At 68.4% G+C, this 23,465-nt stretch carries 17 protein-coding genes; 11 read left to right on the top strand and 6 right to left on the bottom strand.

Annotated elements, in window-relative coordinates; genetic code table 11:
* Window position 1 precedes the first annotated feature (1 nt).
* The 8 genes from MA876_RS09865 (at window position 2) to MA876_RS09830 (ending at window position 8,717) form a co-directional block, all read left to right on the top strand.
* Window positions 2-775, top strand: coding sequence for a DNA-formamidopyrimidine glycosylase family protein (locus MA876_RS09865; RefSeq protein ID WP_248148257.1), 774 nt, complete (start codon window positions 2-4; stop codon window positions 773-775).
* 205 nt (window positions 776-980) lie between these two features.
* Window positions 981-2,144, top strand: a complete 1,164-nt coding sequence (locus MA876_RS09860; RefSeq protein ID WP_248148256.1) for an ABC transporter ATP-binding protein — start codon at window positions 981-983, stop codon at window positions 2,142-2,144.
* Between the two features lie 44 nt (window positions 2,145-2,188).
* The gene (locus tag MA876_RS09855) at window positions 2,189-3,373 is read left to right on the top strand and encodes a polyamine ABC transporter substrate-binding protein (protein WP_248148254.1); all 1,185 of its coding nucleotides are present in this window, start codon (window positions 2,189-2,191) and stop codon (window positions 3,371-3,373) included.
* Window positions 3,366-4,295 carry an ABC transporter permease gene (locus tag MA876_RS09850; protein ID WP_248148252.1) on the top strand — a complete coding sequence of 310 codons (930 nt, stop codon included), beginning with the start codon at window positions 3,366-3,368 and terminating at the stop codon, window positions 4,293-4,295. Before MA876_RS09855 ends, MA876_RS09850 begins: the two co-directional genes overlap by 8 nt.
* Window positions 4,292-5,158, top strand: coding sequence for an ABC transporter permease (locus tag MA876_RS09845; protein ID WP_248148250.1), 867 nt, complete (start codon window positions 4,292-4,294; stop codon window positions 5,156-5,158). The genes MA876_RS09850 and MA876_RS09845 overlap by 4 nt, the downstream gene beginning before the upstream one ends.
* A gap of 10 nt (window positions 5,159-5,168) precedes the next feature.
* Window positions 5,169-6,824, top strand: a complete 1,656-nt coding sequence (locus MA876_RS09840) for an amidohydrolase (protein ID WP_248148887.1) — start codon at window positions 5,169-5,171, stop codon at window positions 6,822-6,824.
* Between the two features lie 109 nt (window positions 6,825-6,933).
* On the top strand, window positions 6,934-8,370 hold the full coding sequence (locus MA876_RS09835) for an NAD(P)/FAD-dependent oxidoreductase (protein WP_248148248.1): 1,437 nt from the start codon (window positions 6,934-6,936) through the stop codon (window positions 8,368-8,370).
* Window positions 8,367-8,717 (top strand): cupin domain-containing protein, encoded by a 351-nt coding sequence (locus MA876_RS09830; RefSeq protein ID WP_248148246.1) that lies wholly within the window; start codon window positions 8,367-8,369, stop codon window positions 8,715-8,717. Before MA876_RS09835 ends, MA876_RS09830 begins: the two co-directional genes overlap by 4 nt.
* Window positions 8,718-9,015: 298 nt before the next feature.
* On the opposite strand, the gene MA876_RS09825 is transcribed toward MA876_RS09830, so the two are convergent.
* Both MA876_RS09825 and MA876_RS09820 read right to left on the bottom strand, forming a co-directional pair.
* On the bottom strand, window positions 9,016-10,506 hold the full coding sequence (locus tag MA876_RS09825) for an HNH endonuclease signature motif containing protein (RefSeq protein ID WP_248148244.1): 1,491 nt from the start codon (window positions 10,504-10,506) through the stop codon (window positions 9,016-9,018).
* Between the two features lie 34 nt (window positions 10,507-10,540).
* A complete protein-coding gene (locus tag MA876_RS09820) occupies window positions 10,541-15,523 on the bottom strand; it encodes a type ISP restriction/modification enzyme (protein WP_248148242.1) in 4,983 nt (1,660 codons plus the stop codon).
* A gap of 70 nt (window positions 15,524-15,593) precedes the next feature.
* On the opposite strand from MA876_RS09820, the gene MA876_RS09815 reads away from it, so the two are divergent.
* Window positions 15,594-15,863, top strand: a complete 270-nt coding sequence (locus MA876_RS09815) for a helix-turn-helix domain-containing protein (protein WP_248148240.1) — start codon at window positions 15,594-15,596, stop codon at window positions 15,861-15,863.
* A 1-nt stretch (window position 15,864) separates the two neighbouring features.
* Here the strand turns inward: MA876_RS09815 and MA876_RS09810 are convergent, their stop codons facing one another.
* The gene (locus MA876_RS09810; RefSeq protein WP_248148238.1) at window positions 15,865-17,484 is read right to left on the bottom strand and encodes a PucR family transcriptional regulator; all 1,620 of its coding nucleotides are present in this window, start codon (window positions 17,482-17,484) and stop codon (window positions 15,865-15,867) included.
* A 223-nt stretch (window positions 17,485-17,707) separates the two neighbouring features.
* Here MA876_RS09810 and MA876_RS09805 point away from each other — a divergent pair, with 223 nt between their 5' ends.
* Window positions 17,708-18,115: a transferase gene (locus MA876_RS09805; protein ID WP_248148236.1), complete on the top strand. Its 408-nt coding sequence runs from the start codon at window positions 17,708-17,710 to the stop codon at window positions 18,113-18,115.
* A gap of 39 nt (window positions 18,116-18,154) precedes the next feature.
* On the opposite strand, the gene MA876_RS09800 is transcribed toward MA876_RS09805, so the two are convergent.
* The gene (locus MA876_RS09800) at window positions 18,155-18,553 is read right to left on the bottom strand and encodes a DUF1304 domain-containing protein (protein ID WP_248148234.1); all 399 of its coding nucleotides are present in this window, start codon (window positions 18,551-18,553) and stop codon (window positions 18,155-18,157) included.
* A gap of 33 nt (window positions 18,554-18,586) precedes the next feature.
* On the opposite strand from MA876_RS09800, the gene MA876_RS09795 reads away from it, so the two are divergent.
* Complete coding sequence (locus tag MA876_RS09795; RefSeq protein ID WP_248148232.1) at window positions 18,587-19,267, top strand: substrate-binding domain-containing protein; 681 nt, start codon at window positions 18,587-18,589, stop codon at window positions 19,265-19,267.
* Between the two features lie 195 nt (window positions 19,268-19,462).
* Here MA876_RS09795 and MA876_RS09790 read toward each other — a convergent pair whose 3' ends face one another.
* Entirely contained in the window at window positions 19,463-21,928 is a 2,466-nt protein-coding gene (locus MA876_RS09790) for a CHAT domain-containing protein (protein ID WP_248148230.1), read from the bottom strand.
* 21 nt (window positions 21,929-21,949) lie between these two features.
* A complete protein-coding gene (locus MA876_RS09785) occupies window positions 21,950-23,452 on the bottom strand; it encodes a S8 family peptidase (protein ID WP_248148228.1) in 1,503 nt (500 codons plus the stop codon).
* Window positions 23,453-23,465: the final 13 nt, after the last annotated feature.

The following is a 23,465-nucleotide window of genomic DNA, read 5'->3' as shown; positions in this document are numbered from 1 at the left end:
GATGCCTGAGGGCGACACCGTCTACCGCGCTGCTCATCGCATGGACGACGTGCTCGCCGGCGCCGAGGTGACGGAGTTCGACCTGCGCGTGCCGCGCTTCGCGACCGCCGATCTCACGGGAGCCGTGATCGAGCACGTCGTGCCGCGGGGCAAGCACCTGCTCCATCGCATCGGCGACTGGACTCTGCATTCCCATCTCAAGATGGAGGGCGAGTGGCACGTCTATCGACGCGGCGAGCGCTGGCGCAAGCCCGCGTTCAAGGCCCGCGCGATCGTCGGCACACGCGACTGGCAGGCGGTCGGCTTCGACCTCGCCGACATCGACCTCGTGTCCCGAGCCGAGGAGGACTCGCTCGTCGGCTATCTCGGACCGGACCTGCTGGGGCCGGACTGGGACGCCGAAGAGGCGGCACGCCGCGTGCAGGCAGACCCTCGGCCCGTGCACGTCGCGATCCTCGATCAGCGCAGCGTCGCCGGATTCGGCAACGTCTACGCCAACGAGATCCTGTTCGTGCGCGGTATCGACCCGCACACGCCGGCGACCGACGTCGATGCGCGGGCCGTCGTCGACCTCGGCGCGCGCATGATCCGCGCGAACCGCGATCGACCCAGCCGCACCTTCACGGGGGAGAACAAGCCCGGGCGCCGATTCTGGGTCTACGGCCGAGAGGGAGCGCCGTGCCGTCGCTGCGGCACGCAGGTCCGCGCGACGACGCTCGGCGCTGACCCGACGAAAGAGCGCAATGTCTTCTGGTGTCCGCGCTGCCAGACCTGATCCCTCGCGACGTGCGCGTACCGCGCCCGAAACCCGGATGTAACGCTCGGTCGGACGATCTGTCCCGCCCGCGCCGCGCTCCGCCGCGAATCGTCCGGATCGTTCGAAACGGCATTGTGCGGTGCATGCGGATGTATTGGAATACCCGCACAACCGACCCGACCGCGCACCGGCGCGCGGACCCGACACCAGGAGGCCTTCCCAGGTGAGCACGGCGACCGATGCGCAGGCGACCTCGCAGACAGCAGACACGGCGCCCGCGCGCGGCGGCGTCGTCATCGACAGGGTGACCAAGCGCTACGGCGATCAGGTCGCCGTCGACGACCTGTCCCTCACGATCGAGCCGGGCGAGTTCATCTCGCTGCTCGGTCCCTCCGGCTGCGGCAAGACGACGACGCTGCGGATGATCGCAGGCTTCGAGCATCCGGATGCCGGTGACATCCGCATCTCGGGCACCTCGGTCCTCGCGGCCCCGCCGTACCGTCGCGACGTCAACACGGTCTTCCAGGCGTACGCGCTGTTCCCGCACCTGTCGGTCGCCGAGAACGTCGCGTATGGCCTGCAGCAGCGCCGCACCCCGAAGGCGGAGGTGCGCGAGAAGGTCTCGGCCGCGCTCGACATGGTGCAGATGCGGCGCTTCGCCGATCGCAAGCCGACGCAGCTGTCGGGCGGCCAGCAGCAGCGCATCGCGCTCGCGCGCGCGCTCGTGAATCGTCCCGCCGTCCTGCTCCTCGACGAACCGCTGGGCGCGCTGGATCGCCAGCTGCGCGAAGAGATGCAGCTCGAGCTCAAGCTCCTGCAGTCGCGTCTGGGCATCACGTTCGTCTTCGTGACGCACGACCAGGGCGAGGCGCTCTCGATGAGCGACCGCATCGCCATCATGCGGGCGGGGCGCATCGAGCAGCTCGCCGACGCCGACACGGTCTACGCGCGGCCCGCCTCCGCCTACGTCGCGGCCTTCGTCGGTCAGCAGAACTTCTTCACCGGCGATGTCGTCGAGCAGGGCGCCGCGGTCAATTCTCCGCACACGCTGCTGCGCAGCATCCACTCCCCGCTCTCCGGCGCTGCGCAGGGCGAGGCTGCGGTGCGTCCCGAGAACATCCGGATCGCTGCCCAGACGGACGCCACGGCAGCGCCGAACACCGTCGGCGGCGAGCTCATCGGCGTCTCGCATCTGGGCGACACGATGCAGTACCTCGTGCGCCTCGGCGCGGACCAGTCGCTCATCGTGCGGCGTCCGACTCCGGATGCTCCGGCGCTGCGCGTCGGCGACGCCGTCACCTGTACGTGGTCGCCCGAGCACGTCCTGCTGTTCCCCCGCGACGCCGCCGCCGAAGAGGGCGGCTACGTCGCGCCGCCGACGGCTTAGACCCTTCCGACACCGAGTCCCTCACCCGACACCTGGAGAACCCGATGCCCGATTCCCGCACCCCGCTCCGCATCCTCGCACCGGAAGAGGCGGTGCCTCGCATCGTGAACGAGCTGTCGCGCCGGCGCTTCCTCAGCGTCGCGGCGATCGCCGGCGGAGCCGCGTTCCTCGCGGCGTGCACCCCGAGCGGCGGCGGCGCTCCCGCGCCGCAGGCGACCGGCGGCGACCTCGAAGACAGCGTCTCGGTCTACACGTGGGGCGACTACGACTCGCCCGATGTCGTTGCGGCGTTCACGTCGGAACTCGGCCCGGATGTGACCCTCGACTCGTATTCGTCGAACGAGGAGCTCATCGCGAAGCTCGTCGCGGCGAAGGGCACGTCGGGCTACGACATCGTCGTTCCGACGGGCGTCTTCATCCCGCAGATGATCGAGCAGGGTCTGCTCACGAAGTTCAACAAGGACCTCCTGCCGAACCTCGCCAACATGGATCCTGCCTACCTCGGGCGCGCGTGGGACCCGACGAACGACTACTCCGTATGCAAGGCGTGGGGGACGACCGGCTTCGTCTACGACAAGAACGTCATCACGCGCGAGCTCACCACGTGGGCCGACTTCTTCGACGCCGCTCAGAACGAAGCGAGTGGCAAGACCTCGATGTCGGATGACCCCGCGGGCATCATCGGCGCGTACTTCTGGGCGAACGACCTGGACTGGAACACCGAGGACGAAGCGGAACTCGAGGAGTGCCGGGTCTTCCTCGTCGAACAGATCGCGCCGCACATCTCGGCGTTCGACTCGTACCCCGGCACGAACGCGATCCCGCAGGGCACGCAGACGCTCATGCAGGCGTGGAACGGCGACGCTCGCCTCGGACTGCTCGAGTCGAGCGAGCCCGACCGCTGGCAGTGGGTGCTCCCCGGACCGGTGACCGAACTGTGGATGGACAACTGGGCGATCGCGGCCGGCGCACCCAACCCCGAGGCGGCGCACGCCTTCATCAACTTCTCGCTGTCGCCCGAGAGCCTCGCGCTCAACCTCGACTACATCGGCTACAACGTCGGCGGCAAGGACATGGAGGCAGGTGCGATCGAGAGCGAGATCCCCCTCACCGACATGATCTTCTTCACGCCCGAGCAGCTCGAGACGATGCACGAGCAGGAACTCAACGACTCGCAGACCACCCGTGTGGCGATCTGGAACGAGATGAAGGCCGCCGCGGGTGCCTAAGTCGAAGTCCACCGGCGCGTTCCTCGCCGTTCCGGCGTGGGTGTGGCTGGCGGTCTTCTTCATCGCGCCCGTCGCGATGGTCGTCTGGTTCTCGTTCGGCTACAAGCCGGGCATCTTCGGCACGCACGCGAACGACGTCCTGTCGCTCGACCGATACATCGAGGCGATGTCGCCGACCTTCTTCGCGACGTTCACGAACACGCTGTGGGTCGGTGTCATCGGCACCGTCCTGTGCTTCCTCATCGGGGCGCCGGTCGCGTACTGGATGGCCTTCAAGGTCAAGCCTCAGCGCCGGGGCCTGCTCATCGCCCTCGTCCTCGTGCCCTTCTGGACGAACTTCCTCGTGCGGACGATCGGCTGGCAGGTGATCCTGGCGCCGGAAGGATGGATGTCGGGGCTCCTGCAGTCCGTCGGCATCATCGACGGTCCTCTCGAGCTGCTCTACACGCGCACCGCCGTCGTGATCGGCGTCGTGTACAACTACCTGCCGCTCATGGTGCTCCCGCTCTTCGTCGCGTTCGACCGCGTCGGCCCTGCGCTGCGCGAGGCGTCCAAGGATCTCGGCGCGGGACGTGTCGCGACTTTCTTCCGCGTCACGCTGCCGCTTTCGCAGCCGGGTGTCGTCGCCGGCGTCCTGCTCGTGTTCATCCCCCTCATGGGCGACTACATCACCGCGACCGTGCTCGGCGGAGCGAAGGGCAACATGGTCGGGCAGCTCGTCGCGAGCCAGTTCCAGACCGCCCAGAACTGGGCCCTGGGATCGGCGATGGCGGTGCTCCTGATGCTCGTCATCACCCTGACGATCGCCGTCGCGGCTCTCATCGTGTGGCTCGTGTCACTGCCCTTCCGCATGGCGAATCGCCTCGAACTGGACCCGGAACCGGTGACGGCTCCGAAGGAACGAGTGGAGGTCCCGGCATGACCGCCGAAGCACCCGTGCATCGCGCGCGACGGTCGTGGTCGGATGTGCTGCTGAACGTCTGGGGCGTGCTCGTCATGCTCTTCCTGTTCGCGCCGATCATCGTCATCGTCATCTACTCGTTCAACACGGGTCGCCTGCTCGTGTCGTGGGACGGCTTCGGGTTCGATGCCTTCCTCACGATCCTCGAGAAGCCCGCGATCCAGAACGCCGTGCGCGTGTCGCTCATCACGGCGCTGTTCGCCGCGATCATCGCGACGGCGCTCGGCACGCTCGCCGGCATCGCGATGGCGCGGCATCCCGGCAAGTGGGTCTGGTGGTTCCTGGGACTCCTGCTCCTCGTCTCGGTGACGCCCGAGATCGTCGACGCCGTCGCTCTCCTGCCGTTCTTCGTCTGGCTCGGACAGGACATGGGGATCGGGCTCTTCAACGACGGCCTCGTGCGCCTGTCGATCGGCAGTTCGCTCTTCGCCACGGCTGTCGTGTCGTACATCGTTCGCGCCCGCCTGGTGGGAATGGATGCGAACCTCGAAGAGGCATCGAGCGACCTGTACGCCAAGCCCGTCACGACGTTCCGTCGCGTGACGCTCGCGCTCGCGATGCCTGCGGTGCTCGCCGGATTCCTGCTGGCTTTCACGCTGAGCCTCGACAACACGATCGTCGCGGCCTTCGTGCAGGTCTCGGGGTCGACGCCGTGGCCCGTCTACGTGCTGAGCGCCGTGCGGTCGGGCCTCCGACCCGAGATCGCGGCCGTGTCGACGATCATGCTGCTGCTGACGCTCGTCGCACTCGCGCTCGTGGCCCTCGTGCTCAAGCGTGCGGGCGACTCCGCGACCCAGATCGCCCGCACGATGACCGGCGGCTGACATGAGCACGATGACCTACGCCGACCTCGTCTTCACCGGCGGCCCCGTCTTCACGGCGAACACCGTGCGCTCGCGGGCATCGGCCGTCGCCGTGCGCGGCGGCCGGATCGTCTCGACCGATGAACGCGATATCGCCGCGCTGACGGGTCCGTCGACCGAGGTGGTCGACCTCGGTGGCCGTCTGCTCGTTCCGGGGTTCCAGGATGCGCACGTGCATCCCGTCTGGGGCGGCCTCGACATGCTGCGCTGCGACCTCGCCGACCTCGGCACGGCGAGCGAGTACCTCGACGCGATCGGGCGGTTCGCGGCATCCCACCCCTCTGACGAATGGATCCTGGGGGGCGGATGGCAGATGTCCGCCTTCCCGGGCGGCACCCCGACGGCGGCCGCTCTGGATGCCGTCGTGCCCGATCGCCCCGCCTTCTTCCCCAATCGCGACGGTCACGGGGCATGGGTGAACTCGGTGGCGCTGAGGCTCGCGGGCATCGATCGCGACACTCCCGACCCTGCGGACGGACGCATCGAGCGGGATGCCGCGGGTGATCCCTCGGGCACGCTGCACGAGGGCGCGATGGGCCTGGTGAACCGCCTGCTCCCCGAAGAGCCGCTTGAGCGGCTGACCGAGGCTCTGCTCGTCGGACAGAAGTACCTCCACTCGTACGGCATCACCGCCTGGCAGGACGCGATCGTCGGCGCCTACGGCGACGCGGGAGATCCAGGCCCGGCGTATCTGAAGGCGGCCGCAGACGGCACGCTCACAGCCCGGGTCGTGGGCGCGATCTGGTGGGACCGCACGAAGGGCCTCGAGCAGATCCCGTCGCTGATCGAGCGGCGCGAGCGGTATCGCGGCGGCCGCTTCGCCGCGACCAGCATCAAGATCATGCAGGACGGCGTCGCCGAGAACTTCACCGCCGCGATGCTCGAACCGTACTGCGACGGTCACGGGCACTTCACCGACAACTCGGGCATCTCGTTCGTGGATCCCGCGATCCTGAACGAAGCGGTGCCGCTGCTGGATGCCGAGGGCTTCCAGGTGCACTTCCACGCGATCGGCGATCGTGCCGTGCGGGAGTGCCTGGATGCCGTCGAGCACGCGATCCGTCGCAACGGCCGCAGCGATCACCGACACCACATCGCGCACATCCAGGTCGTGCATCCCGAGGACATCCCGCGCTTCCGTACCCTCGATGTCGCGGCCAACATGCAGTCGCTGTGGGCCGCACTCGAACCGCAGATGGTCGATCTCACACTCCCGTTCCTCGGTGCGCCGCGGGATGCCTGGCAGTACCCCTTCGGCGACCTGCTGCGATCAGGAGCGGTGTTGGCCGCGGGGTCCGACTGGTCGGTGTCGACGCCGAACCCCCTGGCGGCGATCCACACGGCAGTCAACCGCACAGCCGCGCCCGGATACGAGGAGGGCGAGTACGACGCGTTCCTGCCGGAGCAGGCGATCGACCTCGCGACGTCGCTCACCGCCTACACGGCAGGATCGGCGTGGGTGAACCACCTCGACCAGACGACGGGCACGATCGAGGTCGGCAAATTCGCCGACCTCGCCGTCCTCGATCGCGACCCGTTCGCGCGGCCCGCCGACGAGATCGGCGCGACGCGCGTGCTGCAGACGTTCGTCGAGGGCGAGCGCGTCTACGCGGCGACGGATGCCTGAGAACCGCCGTGATCCGGTCGAATCGTCCTGATCTCGATGGATCCTCTGGCTTCCGCCACGCGGGCGGGCCACGATCGAGCCAGCACCCATCGCACAAGGAGTGATACCCGTGGGAACCACGGTCTACGAGCGGCAGCGCCCCGCAGCATCCACCATCGCCCACAGCCTCTCGGGCAGCGCACACAGCGTCTTCTGGCTCGATGACCTGCCCGCCACGCCGCCGCGCGAGCGGGTGACCGGCACCGTCGCGGCGGATCTCGTGATCGTCGGCGCGGGGTACACCGGGCTGTGGACGGCGCTGCACGCGAAGCGGCGGGATCCGGGTCTGCGGGTCGTCGTCGTCGAGGCGCGGACGGTCGGCTGGGCCGCGTCGGGTCGCAACGGCGGATTCTGCGAAGCGAGCCTGACGCACGGTCGTGACAACGGCCTGTCCCGCTGGCCCGACGAGATCGACGAACTCGATCGGCTCGGCTTGGCGAATCTCGACGCGATGGGCGAGGACATCGCCGCGTACGGCATCGACGCGGACTGGGAGCGCGTCGGCGCGCTCGCTGTCGCGACCGAGCCGCACCAGCTCGAGTGGCTCGACGAGTGGGCGACGGATGCCGCGGTCCGCGGCGATGACGGGGTCGTGCGCATGAGCGGCGACGAGATCCGCGCCTCGGTCGCCTCGCCGACGTTCCTGGGCGCCGTGTTCGAGAAGCACACGAACGCCCTCGTGCATCCGGGCAAGCTGGCCGCCGGACTCGCACACGCCGCCGAAGAGGCGGGCGTCGTCATCTTCGAGGGGTCGCCCGTGCGCGCGCTCGACGACACGGCGGACGGCGTCGAGGTGGTCACGGCCGAGGGGCGCGTGACGGCTTCGCGCGTCGCGCTCGCGACGAACGTCTTCCCGTCTCTGCTCACGCGCAACCGCTTGATGACGGTGCCCGTGTACGACTACGCGCTCATGACCGAGCCGCTGTCGGATGACCAGCTCGACGAGATCGGGTGGGGCGATCGGCAGGGCATCAGCGACCTCGCGAACCAGTTCCACTACTTCCGGCTGAGCAAGGACAACCGCATCCTCTTCGGCGGTTACGACGCGGTCTACCACTACGGTCGGCGCGTGCGCTCGGCATACGAGAATCGTCCCGAGACGTGGCAGAAGCTCGCGAGTCACTTCTTCACGACGTTCCCGCAACTCGAGGGGCTGCGGTTCTCGCACCGGTGGGCCGGTGCGATCGACACGTCGACGCAGTTCTGCGCGTTCTTCGGCACGGCGCGTCGTGGGCGGGTCGCGTATGCCGCGGGCTTCACGGGTCTCGGCGTCGCAGCGACTCGGTTCGCGGGCGAGGTCATGCTCGATCTGCTCGCCGGCGAGAAGACCGAACGCACGGAGCTCGAGATGGTGCGCAAGCGTCCGCTCCCCTTCCCGCCCGAGCCGGCCGCGGCGATCGGCATCAACGCCACTCGCTGGTCGCTCGATCGTGCCGACCACAACTCCGGGCGGCGCAATGTGCTGCTCAAGACGCTCGACGCTCTCGGGCTGGGGTTCGACTCGTGACGCGGCTGACGTCGGGGGTGGCGATGGATGCTGCGCACCTCCCCGTGCCGTACGAGCCGGTCGATCTCGCGAAGGTCGTGTCGGGTTCGCCCTTCACGCGGTATCTGGATCTCGACGACGGATCCGGCCGCACGATCGGGGTGTGGGAGCACACCCCCGGGGTGTCCCGCGATGTCGAGGCGGATGAAGTCTTCGTCGTGCTCGCAGGCGATGCCCGCATCGAGTTCGACGAACCTGCGTTGCCCCCGATCGAGCTGCGCCCGGGGTCGGTCGTTCGCCTCGAAGAGGGCATGAAGACGGTCTGGACGGTCCGCGAGACGCTGCGCAAGGTCTACATCGCGCCGTAGGGGTCTCGCGTCCGGCGTCCGGCGTCCGGCGTCCGGCATCCGGCATCCGAGCAAACCCGATCGAGCCTGTGTTCAGGGGGTGCGATCAGTAGCCTTCGCCGTAGAGGCTCACGCGGCGGAGGCATCCGATCGGTGTCGCGCAAGCGGGCCGCCGTCGGTCGCATCCGACGCGCGAGCGATCCAGGTCGGCGACCGTCACGCCGCCTGGGCCCACCCATGTGCAGCGGCCTCGAAGCCGGCCGTCGCTCAGTGCCCCCGCGTCGGCCGAAGTGCGCCGGAGCCGAGGTCGATCCATCGTTCACGCCGCAAGACGCCAGCCGACTCGATCGGGGGGCGGATCCCACAACCACCGCAGCGGAGACTTCGACATGAGGAGGACCGGCTCGGAGTTCGAGCCCGGTGGCGCGTGGAGAACGAACCGACCATCGTCTCGTCGAGTGATCCGCCAGCCCGCGTTGTGCAGGTGAAGGTGGTGATATCGACACAGGAGGACCCCGACATCGCAATCAGTGCGTCCGCCGTCGGCCCAGTGTTCACAATGATGCGCCTCGCAGTAAGCGGGTGGGCGGTCGCACGACGGCCAGATGCAGCCGCCATCCCGCACCGCGAGCATGAGTCGCTGCCTGGGCGTGAACAGTCTCTGCTCCCGACCGACGTCGAGCGGCTTGCCGCTCGAGTCGACTGTCAGAGTGACGGATCCGGTCGCGCACAGCGCACGTTCGATCGATGATCCCGGGAGCGCGAGCGAGCCGTCTTCGGAATGCGCCGTCGCGAGAAGCCGCCCGAATGCATCGCGGGATACGGCGTCGCCCGTGGCGGCGTCTCGAATCGCGACGAGGCGCACCCCGGCCTCGCGCGCGCCGAACACGTCGTCCGCGTTCGCGAGTGCTCCTGCTCGGAGGTGGTCGATGAACAGGTCGTAGGCGAGCTGGTCGTTGGTTCGGGCTTCCTTCGACAGCGCTTCAGCGGCCGCGGCCCGTGCCGAGTCGACGAACCGTGGGCCACCGCGGCGGGGCGCGAGCGCGGCATCCATCATCGCCTCGACCCACGCGCCCATCTCGTCATCGAAGACGATGTGGGCGCTGCGCATGCCGTCGGCGGTTCTCGACGACCGATATGAGCGCCTGTCGAAGCGAGCAGCGAAGCGCTCCTCGGCGCCGGCGGGGTCGAGCATGTCGCGCAGAACGCGCGAGCGCGCGCCGAGATCTTCCACCGTGCACAGAGGCGCTTCGTCGGCCAGCCGGGCCGCCGCGCTTCGCCACACGTCGTGGACGGCATCGGACTCACGACCCTCGAGAAGCGGCGGCTCACCGAGGCCCGCACGGATCGCGTGGTGCTGCGCAGCGGTGATCGCGCCGGCGAGGAGGGCAGCTCGCAGCGGCTCATGCCACAGCGCCGGTGAATTCGCGGGATCCGTCTGCTGCTGATCACCGGGGTCGACGTCGACTCCCTCGACGAGTGCCTCGCCCACCCGCACGGCGCGAATCGCCTCAGCTCGCGTACCCCCGGTCAGATCACGGATGAACTCGACGGCGTTGCGGTGGCCGCCCTCTTGCACAAGACCGCGGTGGCCCCGGTCGCGCCCCGACCTCGCGGCCGCGACGCCCGCAAGCACCGACTGCAGCGTCGTCGCGCTGCGGACGACTGCGGCGACCTCTGCAAGGAGGTCGCGCACCGACGAGTCGCTGAGAGTCGACACGGATGCCGGGAGTCGGGATGCCTCGACCGAGAGCTCGTCGAAGACCGAGAGCCGCGATACCGCGTCGCTCAAATCTTCGATGAAGGTCATTCTTCAAGTATGCCGTGGAGCGCAGACATTCGAATTAATTGTCCACAGGCAGAGGGTCCTCGATGATGGTGAAGTCGGGCAGCTCGGCGATAAGCCGCTGGGTCTCGAGACTTACCGTCACGAGTGATCGGATCAGATCCACGACGTAGCGAGGATCGTCGTGCTCACGCAGCCAGGCGTTCGGGTCGTTGACGATGCCCGAAGCCTTGTCCGTCTTGATCATGAACCGGTCGATCACCCACTCGAGCGGGCTTCGGCCTCCGACGCGATACTCGGCTTCGGTCTCCGGAATCCCCCTGATCGTCAGGTGTGCGTTGTAGCGGATGCCGGTGTGGTCCTTGCGCGAGAGCCACGACAGCTTGTCGATGCGGTAGCGCTCGAAGGGATCCTCGGGCGCTGTGAGCGAGAGTTCCTCGACGAGCGGATAGGGCTCGACGGACTCGTAGTCGAGGTGCAGATCCGCCAGAGCTCGCCCGATGCGGGCGTACTCAGCGAAGTCCTCGACCTGAGGGATGCGCGGCAGCATCTTCTGCAGGTCAGCGGCGTACGTCTCTCGGTAGGTCGGGTGATGCAGGAGCGCATAGATGCCGTAGAAGATGTCGTCTTTCGTGATCGCATCGCCGTGCACCGCTTGGTAGGTGGCGAGCGTGGTGTCGGTGACGTTGTCGACCCGACGATAGCCGTCGACAACGAGATCGTCGGATGCCGTGGCAAGCGCCTCGAGGTTCAGCGCCCCATCCGGGGCGGTGGCGAGTTCCCATGTGTAGCGCGGGAAGAGTTGTGCGTCTCCATTCACATGCAGATCAGCGAGGAGTCTGATCATAAGTGGTGGCGTCGCGAGGCGCCCATCGGCGTTCACAGCCATCGCAAGGTTCGCGTGCTCCATAGTCGGCCAGATGCGCGGTATCTGGTACAGCATCTCGTTAAGTCGCGCAGTGCGATCGAGGTAGACATGTTGCCGAACAAACGGGCGATACTGCGCGACGCTGAATCCTGACCGGTCGAGCACTGTCTCCCGGTTTCGCTGCAGGTCGGCGAGGTTGGGCCGCGACCACGATCCGAGGCTCGAATCGCGAACGAGCAGCTTCTCGACCGGCATTGCTGCACCACCGGCGATGAGTGCGTGAACGCGGATCCGCTCTGAGTTCAAGTGATCGACGTGACGACGGACGTTCGCTCGGAGTTGGCCCGCGCCGAAGGCGTACACCCAGGTGTCACGGTTCGTCTTCAGACCATTCGAGAACTCGCGAAAGACCGCCGGCGTTGTCTCGCGTCCCTTTGTCGCCTTGTGACCAACCGGCTGGTAGTGAGCGAACCGCTCGTCCCGCAGGTTGATCCAATCTCCGACCTCGTTCGGCGCGAGGAGATCGAACTCCGTACCCGAGAGCGATCGCTCTTTTCCGAGCCGATCCAGTTTGTCTTCTGCGCTCAAGAAGTCGCCAATGTCGCGGTAGTGCACGCGGGCAGCACCCTCATGATCGACTCGTTTGATCAAGATGGTGATCGCAACCCCGGTCTGGCTCCCCTCCCCGAATATCTTTCCCCCCTCCGCCTGCCAGTTCTTCTTTCGTTGGTTGCCTCGCAAGTCGTAAACGATGACGTCGCTGAACTCGTCCACCCAGCTCAGGCGCACTCCGTCAGCCGTCCCCCCATCGATGAATCCGGAGTTCGACACGAAGGCGATGACGCCGTCCCCCCTGAGGCGGTCTGTGGCCCAGCGGAGCGCCCGGTAGTACGAGTCGTACAGCCCGTTGAGGTTGCTCGCAGTCGAGCGCGCGACGTACGACGCCTTGATAGCGGCATCCACCTTCTCGTACTTCGCGTTCTGGCTGCCGTCGTTCGCGCTCGCCTGTCCGGCCCGGTACGGCGGGTTCATGACGATCACATCGATCTTCGTCGCGCGCTGCTTCTCGAGGCGAGCCGTGTTGTCGGGGAAGACTCCCCCGGCGAGCTGGCTGTCGCGCTCGTCCATCGCGAACGTGTCGGTGAGGCTGATCCCGGCGAACCCGCCATCGGCCGGCTCGACACCGTGCTCGGCGCACAGTTCGCGATACACGCTTTCGATGTTCACAGCAGCGATGTAGTAACTCAGCAGCACGATCTCGTTCGCGAACAGCTCGCTGGAGTACTTGCGCGTCAGATCCTCAGGCCGGATCAGGCCCGTCTGCATCAACCGCGTGAGGAACGTGCCCGTACCGGCGAACGGCTCGAGAATGTTGACTCCCTCGTCGCTCAGGCGCTTGCCGAAGTGCTGGAAGAACGCGGCGTCTGCCGATCGAAGGATGTAGTCGACCACCTCGACGGGCGTGAAGACGATCCCCATCCGGTCGGCGAGAAGGGGGAACGCCTTGGTGAAGAACTTGTCGTACAGGGTGACGAGCATCTGCTGCTTCGCGGCGACGGAGTCGAGGTTGCGGATGCGCTCCGTCACGCGCGCATAGAACGCGTCGAGCGGCTCGCGCTCGCGCGCGAACGCCTCGTTGTCGCTGAACGTGTCGAGGACATGCTCCATGGCTACAGAGACCGGGTTCTCCTGCGTGAACGTGCCCTCGGGGAACATCGCCTCGAACACCGGCTTGGTGATGAGGTGCTGCGCAAGGAGCTCGATCGCCTCCGGTTCGGTGATATCGGGATTGACCGTCGCGCGCAGGGCCGCGACGAAGCGAGCGAACGGGGTGTCCTCGCCATCTGTGGCAGACACGTGAACGGCGATGAGCGAGATGAACCGGCGGGCGATGTCAGCGATGTCGCCGGCCCAGTCGTCCCAGTACATTCGATCGCCGACCTTCGCGACGAGCTTCGCGTAGACCGAGTCCTTCCACGCTGCCGCGTTGGACGTCAGCCCCGGGAGTGTGGGTGCAAGGTGAGAGGGCCCGCTCGGTGTCATTGTCGAATCGACCGGTTCCTCGAACGGCGACGAGGTCCGGGGCTTGGCCGGGGCGAGCGACACCCGGTCGATGACCACCTGCTCGGGCAGCTTGCCAGTGAATGCCGACTGGTTGATCGCGGCATCCAGTCGCTCATCGTGCGCCCGAAGCGCCTGCAGCACTTGCCACACGACCTTGTACCGCTCGTTGTCGTTCAGCGCCTGCTCGGGCGAAACCCCCGCCGGGATCGCGATGGGCAACACGATGTAGCCCAGACGCTTGCCCTCGGCGCGGCGCATGACACGCCCGACCGCCTGCACGACATCCACTTGACTGTTGCGCGGGCTGAGGAACAGCACGGCGTCGAGACTCGGCACGTCGACGCCCTCGCTCAGACAGCGAGCATTGGTCAGCACGCGCGCCACAGGGCGCCCGAACGGATCTTCTTCGGGAGCTGCCTTGAGCCAGTCGAGATGCTCACCGCGAATGGTGGCGTTCATCGTCCCGTCGACGTGGCGCGCCTGCACCGTCAGGTCGTCGGTCGCGTCCTCGTTCTCGATGTTCGACAGGTATCCGTCGACCAGTTCCTCGAAGTCTCCCGCGACCTTCGTCGAGCTCGCGATGTCCTTCGCGAAGGCGACCGCACGCCGCATAGGCGTGACGTCTGCGCCGAACCCGTCGGCGATGAGACCGGCGTTGCGCTTCGCGAGCGCGTTCCAGCACCCGATGAGCTTCGCCACATCGGTGACCTGCAGTTCGCGTCCACCATCCGCGAGCTCCTGCTGAAGGCCCTCGATGATCTCGTCCTCGCTCACCCCGAGCACGATCACCTTGTAGTCCGACAGGAGCCCCTTGCGCACGGCTTCGTCGAAACCGATGCGGTAGAGCACCGGGCCGAAGAGCGCCTCGTCGTCCATAGAGACGAGCTCCGCATCCTTCTGTCGAGCCGCGTTCTTGACTTCCGGCGCGAAGATCCGCGGCGTTGCCGTCATGTAGACCCGTCTGTCGGCCGGGATCACCCCGTCGTCGTGGACCTTGACGAAGTCGGACTCGTCGTCACCGGCGAGCGTGACGCCCGTCGTGCGGTGAGCCTCGTCGCAGATCACCAGGTCGAACCGGTCGCCGCGCAGACGCTGGGCCTCGGCCACCGCATCGATGGACTGGTACGTCGAGAACACGACCGTCATGCCCTCGTGCTCCTCTTCGACGTCACCGAGGAGCGCGGCGAGCTTCGCCCCGTCGGTGGTCGCGGGAGCACCGAGGTCCTCCATGAGGACGCTCGTGAGGTCGTTGTTCTTGCGGCGTCCGATGTTCGTGTCCGAGCCGACCGCGAACGCCCGGAACCCCATCTCGGGATCACGCTCGCGCGACCACTCATCAAGGCTCTGCTGAAGCAGCGCGAGCGACGGAACCATGAAGAGGATGGATGCCGCGCCACCCGCACGTTCGTTCGTCCACCGCTCCGCGAGCTTGAGCGCCGTGAATGTCTTGCCGGTTCCGCAGGCCATGATCAGTTTGCCGCGATCCAGCTCGGCGGTGGTCAATCCCTCCATCACCGCTCGGACGGCCTCGTGCTGATGGACGCGAAGCGTCTTTCGTGCGTGACGCTCCGGCGCTGTCTGGGGGTTGAGCAACTCATAGGTCGACCAGTCCACCGCGCTGTGCCGCAGCTCGTCGAGCGAGATGCGCCGCACCGGCTTGGACCGATTCTTGAGGGCTTCCTCGGCGTTCGCCGACCACGGCGCACTGGTGGTGTCGATCACGAGACCTTCCGTGAACGGCTCGCGGCCCAAAGCCTCGAAGAAAGAGTCCAGATCGCCTTTCTGCATGCGGTGCTCTTCACGGAAGAACTTGACCTGGACGGCCAGGAGACCACCGCCGTGGATCTCGGCGACCAGATCGATGCCTGTGTCGGGACGCCCCTCGCGCCCCGGCCAGTCCTTCCAGAGCCACACGTCGCCGAGCTGATCCGCCCACAACGGCTCGACGGTGAGGTAGTGCCGCGCGAGCTGCTCGAGGTAGTTGCCGCTCATGCGCTTGCTGTCGGCAAGTGCGCGGAACTCGCTCAGCAGCGCATCGAGCGTCGTGCCTGCGGTGCCGTCCTCGCCAGGGCCGTGCGCTGCGTCGGGGGCGGGAAGAGCGTCTGACATTCGATCAGGTTACTGGTACCCGTGGACTTTCACCCTGGCACGACAACCTGCCGATAACGACGCTTGATGGATGGCTCGAGTCGCATCCGCTGCCGCCGCACATGTCGGCGCGCGCATCGCCGAGACGCGCCGCACGTACACGATGACGCACGATCAGCTCGCCGCGACGACGGGCATCGACTCGTCGAACATCCGCAGCTACGAGAGCGGACGCTCGCTGCCGAACATCCACAACCTCATGCGCATCGCGGTCGCGCTGGACGTCGAGCCCGGCCGGCTCCTCGAAGGCCTGACGCTCGATCTCTTCGAGCCGCGAGCCGGTTCGCAGAGGGCCGGCTGAATCAGCGCCCGGCCGACCGCCGCACGAGCAGCGCGATGTGCAGCGCCGTCTGCGTCTCGCCATCGTCGAGATCGACCGCGAGGAGCTCTTCGATGAGCGCGAGGCGCTGATAGAAGACGGAACGCGAGAGGTGAGAGGCGGATGCCGCAGCCGTCCGGTTGCCCGGATGCGCGAGCATCGCCTCGAGCACATCGAGCAGGTCTCCGCCGCGCGCGAGGTCGTGCTCGATGAGGGGCGCGAGCATCCGTTCGCCGTGCTCGATCACGCGATGGTCACCGCGCAGCGCCGTCATGAGCTGCACGAGGGGGCGGTCCTCGGCACGTCGGAGGTGAGGTCCCGCACCCGTGCGCCGACGCCTCCCCCGTGCGAGGTCGACGGCTTCGTGCAGCGAGACGATCGCCGGCTCGACGCCGTCCGCCTTCTGGCCGACGGCGAGCACGAGACGATCCGCGTCCGGTCCGGACTCGACGATCCCGCGGCCGAACCGCATCGCTACGGCATCGTCGAAGCCGACGTCGCGCGGAAGCGAGAGCAGCACGGTCGCGGCCGCGGCACCGAATCCCTCGGGGGGCGAGCCCACGATGGCGCGGCCACGCAGCGAGCGGGCCGCGGCATCCACCGCCTCTGCCGTCACCGTCGCGCCCACCGCCACGATGCCGTAGAGCTGCGCACCACGCAGCGGAAGCCCCGCGGCCTCCAGGCGCGCCGCCGCACCACCCGCGCCGGCGAACCGCCCGGCGAGCAGACCGTCGACGAGGCGACGACGGCTGATGCGACCCCACTCGTCGTTCTCTCCGTCGGCGAGACGACCCACGGCGAGCGCGATCGCCGCCTGTTCGAGAACCGCCGAACGGCCCGCCGCGTGCGCCGGCCCGGGCAGCAGCACGAGGTGCCCCCACCGGATGCCGCGGGCCTCGACCGGCACGACGAGCCACTCGTCGGGCGTCGGAACTCCTCCGCGCTCGCGACGCTGGTCGACCCGACGATGCGCGGAGCGCGATCGCAGTTCCCACTCGGTGAAGAGCTCCTCCTGCAGCGCGAGCGGCACTTCGGCCGAGATCACCTCGTGCGCGCGGTTCTCGAGCACGACAGGCGCACCGAGGGTCTGGGCGAGCTGCTGCACGATGAAGTCCGCTGGCGAACCGCGCAGCGCGAGCATCGTGAACCGCTCGCGGACCTCGTCACGCGCACGCAGCGCCTCGGTCTGTCCCGAGATGATCCGTCCGTGCACGGCCTCGGTGACGGTGACGAACTTCAGCTCGCGGTGCAGCACGATGAGCGCGACGCCGCGGACTCCCGCCTCCTCGACGAGCGCCGCGGGTGCCGTCTCGAAGTGAGTGCCGAGCTCGAGGATCACGCCCGACAGCCCCGCGTCGGCGAGCCCGCCCACGAACTCGCGGAGCGCGTCATCCCCCGTCGGCCACGCCGACCCGGTAGACAACAGCAGCTCTCCCCCGTCGAGCAGCCGCGCGACGCCGGCGCTGTCGGACACGTGCAGCCAGCGCACGCGCGCGTCGAGTGCGTCGTCTCCGACGAGCACTTCGGGCACCCCCTGCGCAACGGCATCCAGCGCGAGCACCTCACGTACCGTCGGAAGGATCTCGTGAGCGGCTCTGCTCACCGGACGTTCCGTATGGATGTTGCGTTCTTGACGACGTTCGGGAACCATCGCGTCCGATTCTGCTGTGGAAGGCGGGCGCGATCAGCCTAGACGATCTGTCCGATCGAACGGTTCCCCATCCGCGGGACGCCCCACGACGAATGATCGGTAGAGGCGGGAATGAATCCGGCCCGGATGCAGTTATTCCTGTACTCGGCTCCATTCAGGGCCGCAGGAGGGGACCGTGGGTAAGAACTACGTCGACATCGAGAACGACCGTGGCGAGACGCTGCGCTATCGCAAGCACGTCAACGGTCGTGGTTTGATCGCGCACGGCGCGAAGGTGCATCCGACCGCCGTCGTCGAACTCGGAGCATACGTGGAACCGGGAGTGCAGATCGCCGCGGGCGCGCACATCGGACGCGGAGTGTGGGTCGAGGCGGATGCCGTCATCGGGCCGAACGTCGATATCGCGCCGCATGCGTACGTGGGCTCCGGCGCCGCGATCGGCGCGGGATCGAAGATCGGCGTGCGCACGCACGTCGGCAGCGGCGCCCGCGTCGCGATCGGCTCGCTCATCGGCGACGACATCACGATCGCCGACGGCGACAGTATCGCGACGGACAAGCGCGGACTCCACCTCGCCGCCTGAGCGCGGGTTCCGACAGCGGAGTTCGAGGCGCGTCGCCCGTCAGGCGAAGAAGAACAGCACGAACCCGATGAGCGGGAACGTGCCCTGCACGAGCGCCGGACGGAGGTACTTGCGCCCCGACGTCACGAGGACGAGGGATGCCGCGAGCATCGAGCCGAGGCTGAACAGCGCGAGCGCGCGCCCCGCGATGTCGGCCGGTGCTCCGTCGCCGCCCGCCCAGAAGAGCACCATTCCGAGGACAGCGCCGATCGCGAGGAAGAGGTTGTAGAAACCCTGGTTGTACGCCATCGGCTTCGTCGTCTCGGCCGCGGCCTGGTCTGTCACGCCGAATCGCTTCCAGATGCGGGGCTGGGTCCACTGCACGCTCTCCATGATGAAGATGTAGACGTGGAGGAGCGCGGCGAGCGAGCCGAACACGGTGGCGATGATCGCGATCATGACCGAACCATAGCGCGCCGCTAGCCTGAAGGCATGGCCAAGCGAACCGCGCCGCGCGGGGGCAAGCGCCCGGCATCGCGCGCTCCGCAGAAGAAGCCCGCCAGCGCCCCGACGCCACCCGTCGGTCCGCTGCGGCTCGGTGCAGTGCCCGGCGCGACGCCCGGCAAATGGATCGACACGTGGCAGGAGCGGCACCGTGATTCGCCGTTGGAGCTCGTGCCGATCGCCGCCGCGGATCAACGGCGCGCACTCGTCGACGGCGAGGTGGATGCCGCGATCATCCGCCTGCCGATCCAGGCCGAAGGACTCAGCGTCATCCCGCTCTACGACGAACTCCCCGTCGTCGTGATGTCGACGGACTCGCACCTCACGGCCGCCGAGGATCTCGAGCTCGAAGACCTGGCGGGCGAAGTCCTCATCACCGCGCTGGACGACGTCCTGGGTGTCGAGGTGCCCGAGTCCGTCGTCCCGCGATTCGCCGCACCCCCGACGACGGGCGACGCGATCGAGACTGTCGCCACCGGCGTAGGCATCGTCATCGTGCCGATGTCGCTCGCACGTGCGCATCATCGCAAGGACGTCGAGTTCCGGGTGCTGCGGGACTGGCGATCGTCGAGCGTCGGGCTCGCGTGGCCCACGGCATCCACGACTCCCGCCATCGAAGCCTTCATCGGCATCGTCCGTGGACGGACGGCGAACTCGTCCCGAGGATGAGGACGGAGGATGTCGCAGACCCTGGTCCCTGCGACATCCCCCGTGTACGGAAAGGATCCCCCCGTCGTGCTCCCCAGCACGACTTCGTCGGTCCCCAGTGAGTGCGGACTCCCCAGCCCCGCGATCAACACCGCGCCCTTCCGACATCAAGGAGCGTGCGTCCGCCCCGCTGATACACGCGCGCCGAGGAAGTCCTCAGAAACCTGCGCCGTGCGTCATGAACGGCGCGACGATCCCCGTGCGGTCGGATGCCGCGGCCAGCGCGACCGCCGGCACCGCGCCGGCGGCGAGGTCGACGTGCATCGCGCCGAGCAGTTCGCACGCCACGTCGTCGGCGACCACGACGGGTGCCGCGACGACGCACGAGGTTCCCGCGTGAAGCCAGATCCGCGTCATCCCGATCGCCTCCTCGCCACCGCGGGACGCGGAACGGCCGACCTCGCAGGACGACATCACGACGAGGTCGGGGACCTCGGCGATGAGGTCGATGTCGTAGCCGAACAGGGTCCCGTCCGCGAGCTCGAGGCCCGAGAAGAGCGGGTGCTCGGGCGAATGCCGCCCGTGGGCGGCCACATGCAGCACGTCGACCCGCGATGCGAGCGCTGTCACGGCATCCACCGTCGCGGCAGCCCCCGTCGTCGTCTCGGCAGCCCGCCACGCGGCACGCGCTCCCGCCACCTCTTCCTCCGCCCTCGCCACGCGGGGTCCTGCGACGAGCCCGACCGATCGACGTGGTCCGGGGGGTGGCCGATCCGCCCACTGCGACGCCGACGTGGCCAAGGTGAAGACCCGTCCGCGCAGCGCGGGAAGCATTCCCCAGGGGAGTCCGCCGAGGACGCCCGGAACGGTGAGGACGAGCCGGCGGTCGCCGGCGAACGGCAAGAGGGGTTCGACGACGACGCGGGACAGCATCGCGAGCCTCGACTCGAGGGCTGTGGCGACTGCGGATGCCATCGGCCCGGAGCGCACGAGCGCGGCCATGTCGAGGTCGGCGCGCAGCCCGGCGAGCGCGGAGGCGATCGGTTTCCAGTCGCCGAGCCGGAAGATCTTCGCGGAGCCGGCCGTGACCGCGAGCGCGAACAGCCCAGCCCCGTCGAAGACGTAGGTGACGAGCGCCGTGCCGTCGTCGAGCGCGTCGTGCATGTCGCCGAGCGAGAGCCGGCGGAGCGCCCCGGCAGCTTCGGTTCCGGTCCACTGCCGCTCGCGCACCCGCTCGCTGAGCGCGCCCGCACGCGGGTCGGCGAGCCAGTCCTCGGATCCCGCCTCGGCGCGCATGATCCGCAGTTCGGCGAGCTCGGCCGCCATCTCGGGATCCGGTGGCGGACGCAGGGGTACGCTCTGCTGGGCGAGGTGACGTGCGCGCTCAGCCCAGTCGAAGAACACGTCGGGCTTCGACGACTGCGCGGCCGCGCGCAGCCCCGCGAACATGAGCCCGGAGCCGTGCAGCGTCAGAGAGGTCGCGAGGTCGAGGCTTCCGAATGCGCTCTGCCACTCGGCGAGCTCGTCCAGCCCGGCCGCCGCGTGGTGACGGGCCGAACGATGGTCACGGCGCGCGGTCGAGCGGGCCGTGCGCACCTCGTGCGCCAGCAAGCGCACCTGGATCGGCGCGTCACGGGGTGTGCGCACGGGTGCTCCGACGGCTCCTGAGGGCGTTCTCACGGCACGCCACAGCTCCCAGGAGAGTCGAAGGGATGCCTCGTCCGCCCGCAGGCGCCGGTTCTCGAGTTCGCGTACGAGGACGTCGACCTCCTGCGCGCTCGGCGGCCGCGCCCGCGACGGGGAATCTTCGAGGTCGGCCGCGAGCAGGGCGCGCAGGCGGACGGCATCCGCACGCAGCGCCCACCACGTGCTCCCGGCACGGTTGAAGGTGCGCAGGGCCTGCGATGCGGCGGTGGCGGCGCGGTTGGGCGCGATCGTCAGCAGCGCGCGCGCGCGGTGGTACTCCGCCTCGCCCCGCGCTTGCGGCATGCGGTGGGCGGCGAAGACACGCGCGACCCGTCCGAGGCTGCGCTCGGCATCCGTCGACATCCCCGCCTCGCGCAGGACTTCCGCACGATCCAGCTCGCAGATCGCCGTGTTGACGGCCGAGGTCTTCTCCATCACGGCGCGCGCGCGGCCGATCGACGCGAGCGCCGAGATGAGATCCCCACTGAGGAGGGCGACATAACCGCTGTTGTTCTCGGCCATCGCACGCTGGACGTCGTCGCCCATGATCGCGTAGTCGGCGGCGGCCGCGTCGAGATCCGCCGCCGCGGCGACGAGGTCACCGCGTTGCATGTGTGCGACGCTGCGGTTGAAGAGCATCATGGGGCGGTAGTCGCGGTCGTCACCGACCCCCTCGACGCCTTCCTCGAGAAAGGCGACGGCCACGTCGAGGTCGCCGCGCTCGAGCGCCAGCAGTCCCAGCTGCCCGTGCAGAACCGCGGTGGTGTGACTCGAGACACCCGGTCGCGCGAGGGCGTCGTGGCACATCCGCTCGGCCAGTGCCGAGTCGCCCTGGCGGATGATCACGGCGGCGAGCGCGCCGTCGATACGCGCGAGGAGGTCGGGGTCGTCCGTGCGTCCCTGCGCCCGCAGGAGGGCACCCCGCGCCGCCGCGGCGCGGCCCGCGTTCAGATGTGCGCGGCCGCGCCGATACAACTCGAGCGCCGAAAGGGTCACCCCCTCACTATGGCCGCTGGATCACAGATCGCGCGAGGCATCCTCGCTTTCGCCCTGCTGCAGGACCTGAGCGACCGCGTCCGCCGGATCGAGTCCCGCTGCGAGCTGCGCGGCGATCCGCCCGGCGACGACCGGTGCCGCGAACGACGTTCCGCTCCAGACTGCGAACCCGCCGGCGAACTCGTCGACATCGAGCGTCTCGCGTCTGCGACCGTACAGGTCGTCGCGGGTCCCGGCCTGAATGCTGCCGTCGAAGACCGTCGGCTGCGTCGAGACGATGCTCACCCCCTGCGCCCACGTCGTGACCCAGGGCCCGATGTTGGAGAACAGCGCGACAGATCGCCGCGACGGATTGAGCGCACCGACGACGATGTGCGCGGGATCGCCGCCTCCGAGCGTCGCGGGCGACACGGGCCGATCGGTGGCGTCGTTCCCTGCCGAGCAGACGACGACGCAGCCTCGGGCGCGGATCTTGGTCAGCAGGGTCGACAGTTCGGACGCCGTCGACGGGTCCTGCGGCGTCTCGGAGAAGAAGCTGAACGACAGATTCAGCACGTCGACGTGTCGGCCGCCCTGGGCTTCCGGCGTCTCCATGAGGGTGAGCAGACGGCCCAGTGCCCCGAGGAGCTCGTACTCGAGGATGACCCCCTCGCCGTCGGCGATCCGGACGGGGAGGATCCAGGCATCCGGGCTCTCCTGCCGGACGATCCCCGCGATGAACGTGCCGTGACCTGCCGCATCATCCAACCAGCCCTCGAGGGGACGACCGAGTGACGGGTGGCGCTCGGGGTCGGTCAAAGGATTCGCGAGTCCGATCGGTTCGCCGCCCTTGAGGACGGGATCGATCATCACGTCGGGCGTGAACCACGGATGCCGGCCGCACCCCGTGTCGAAGATCGCCACGACAGGACGCCGCTTCGCGTCCCCCGAACGCCGCGGCGTTTCGCCGAGATAGGCGACGGGCTGACGGCCGCCGAAGCCCGGCGAGGCGTACGTGTCCATCCCGACCGTCGTCCCGTTCATCTTGAACGGGTTCATCTTGAACGGGTTCATCTTGAAGGGATTCATCTTGAAGGGATTGGATTCGAACGAATCCGTCGTGATGACGTGGTTGAGGCTCACGCCGGCGCCCTTGCCGTTCGCGCGCGCCTGTCGGAGCAGCTGCCAGGCGTCGGGTGTCTCGGCGACGGCCGCAGTCGTGCGCTGGTCGGACGACGGCGCGACCCCGAGGTACACGCGGAACGTCTCGCTGGCCCCGGTGAAGCGCTCCTCGCCGTCCGACTCGTCGCCGGGCGCGCGACGATCGAGCGTCCATCCCGCGAGCCTCGCGAGGTCCTGCAGGTCTCCGAACGGATCCTCGTTGTCGCCGGTGGCGCTCGGGTCGATCAGGAGCTCGTCGGAGACGTACACGGTCGAGAAGACGCTGTCCCGCTTCTCGCCGGCGGGATCCAGGATGCTCCACCGCAGCCGGTCGTTCTTCCAGGAACCCGCGGGGTCGGGGTTCCGATTCGGCTCGTCGACCATCTATCGCTCCACT

The organism is Microbacterium aoyamense (assembly GCF_023155855.1).
In the GTDB taxonomy this organism is placed as follows: Bacteria; Actinomycetota; Actinomycetes; order Actinomycetales; family Microbacteriaceae; genus Microbacterium; species Microbacterium aoyamense.
Note: the sequence above shows the minus strand (reverse complement) of the source record. Positions and strands in the feature narration are given on the sequence as shown.

Excerpts from the sequence above, each read along its gene's own strand:
- MA876_RS09865 (WP_248148257.1), top strand. The coding sequence starts at position 2 with ATGCCTGAGGGCGACACCGTCTACCGCGCTGCTCATCGCATGGACGAC.
- MA876_RS09855 (WP_248148254.1), top strand. The coding sequence starts at position 2,189 with ATGCCCGATTCCCGCACCCCGCTCCGCATCCTCGCACCGGAAGAGGCG.
- MA876_RS09845 (WP_248148250.1), top strand. The coding sequence starts at position 4,292 with ATGACCGCCGAAGCACCCGTGCATCGCGCGCGACGGTCGTGGTCGGAT.
- MA876_RS09840 (WP_248148887.1), top strand. The coding sequence starts at position 5,169 with ATGACCTACGCCGACCTCGTCTTCACCGGCGGCCCCGTCTTCACGGCG.
- MA876_RS09825 (WP_248148244.1), bottom strand. The coding sequence starts at position 10,506 with ATGACCTTCATCGAAGATTTGAGCGACGCGGTATCGCGGCTCTCGGTC.
- MA876_RS09820 (WP_248148242.1), bottom strand. The coding sequence starts at position 15,523 with ATGTCAGACGCTCTTCCCGCCCCCGACGCAGCGCACGGCCCTGGCGAG.
- MA876_RS09815 (WP_248148240.1), top strand. The coding sequence starts at position 15,594 with ATGGCTCGAGTCGCATCCGCTGCCGCCGCACATGTCGGCGCGCGCATC.
- MA876_RS09800 (WP_248148234.1), bottom strand. The coding sequence starts at position 18,553 with ATGATCGCGATCATCGCCACCGTGTTCGGCTCGCTCGCCGCGCTCCTC.
- MA876_RS09795 (WP_248148232.1), top strand. The coding sequence starts at position 18,587 with ATGGCCAAGCGAACCGCGCCGCGCGGGGGCAAGCGCCCGGCATCGCGC.
- MA876_RS09785 (WP_248148228.1), bottom strand. The coding sequence starts at position 23,452 with ATGGTCGACGAGCCGAATCGGAACCCCGACCCCGCGGGTTCCTGGAAG.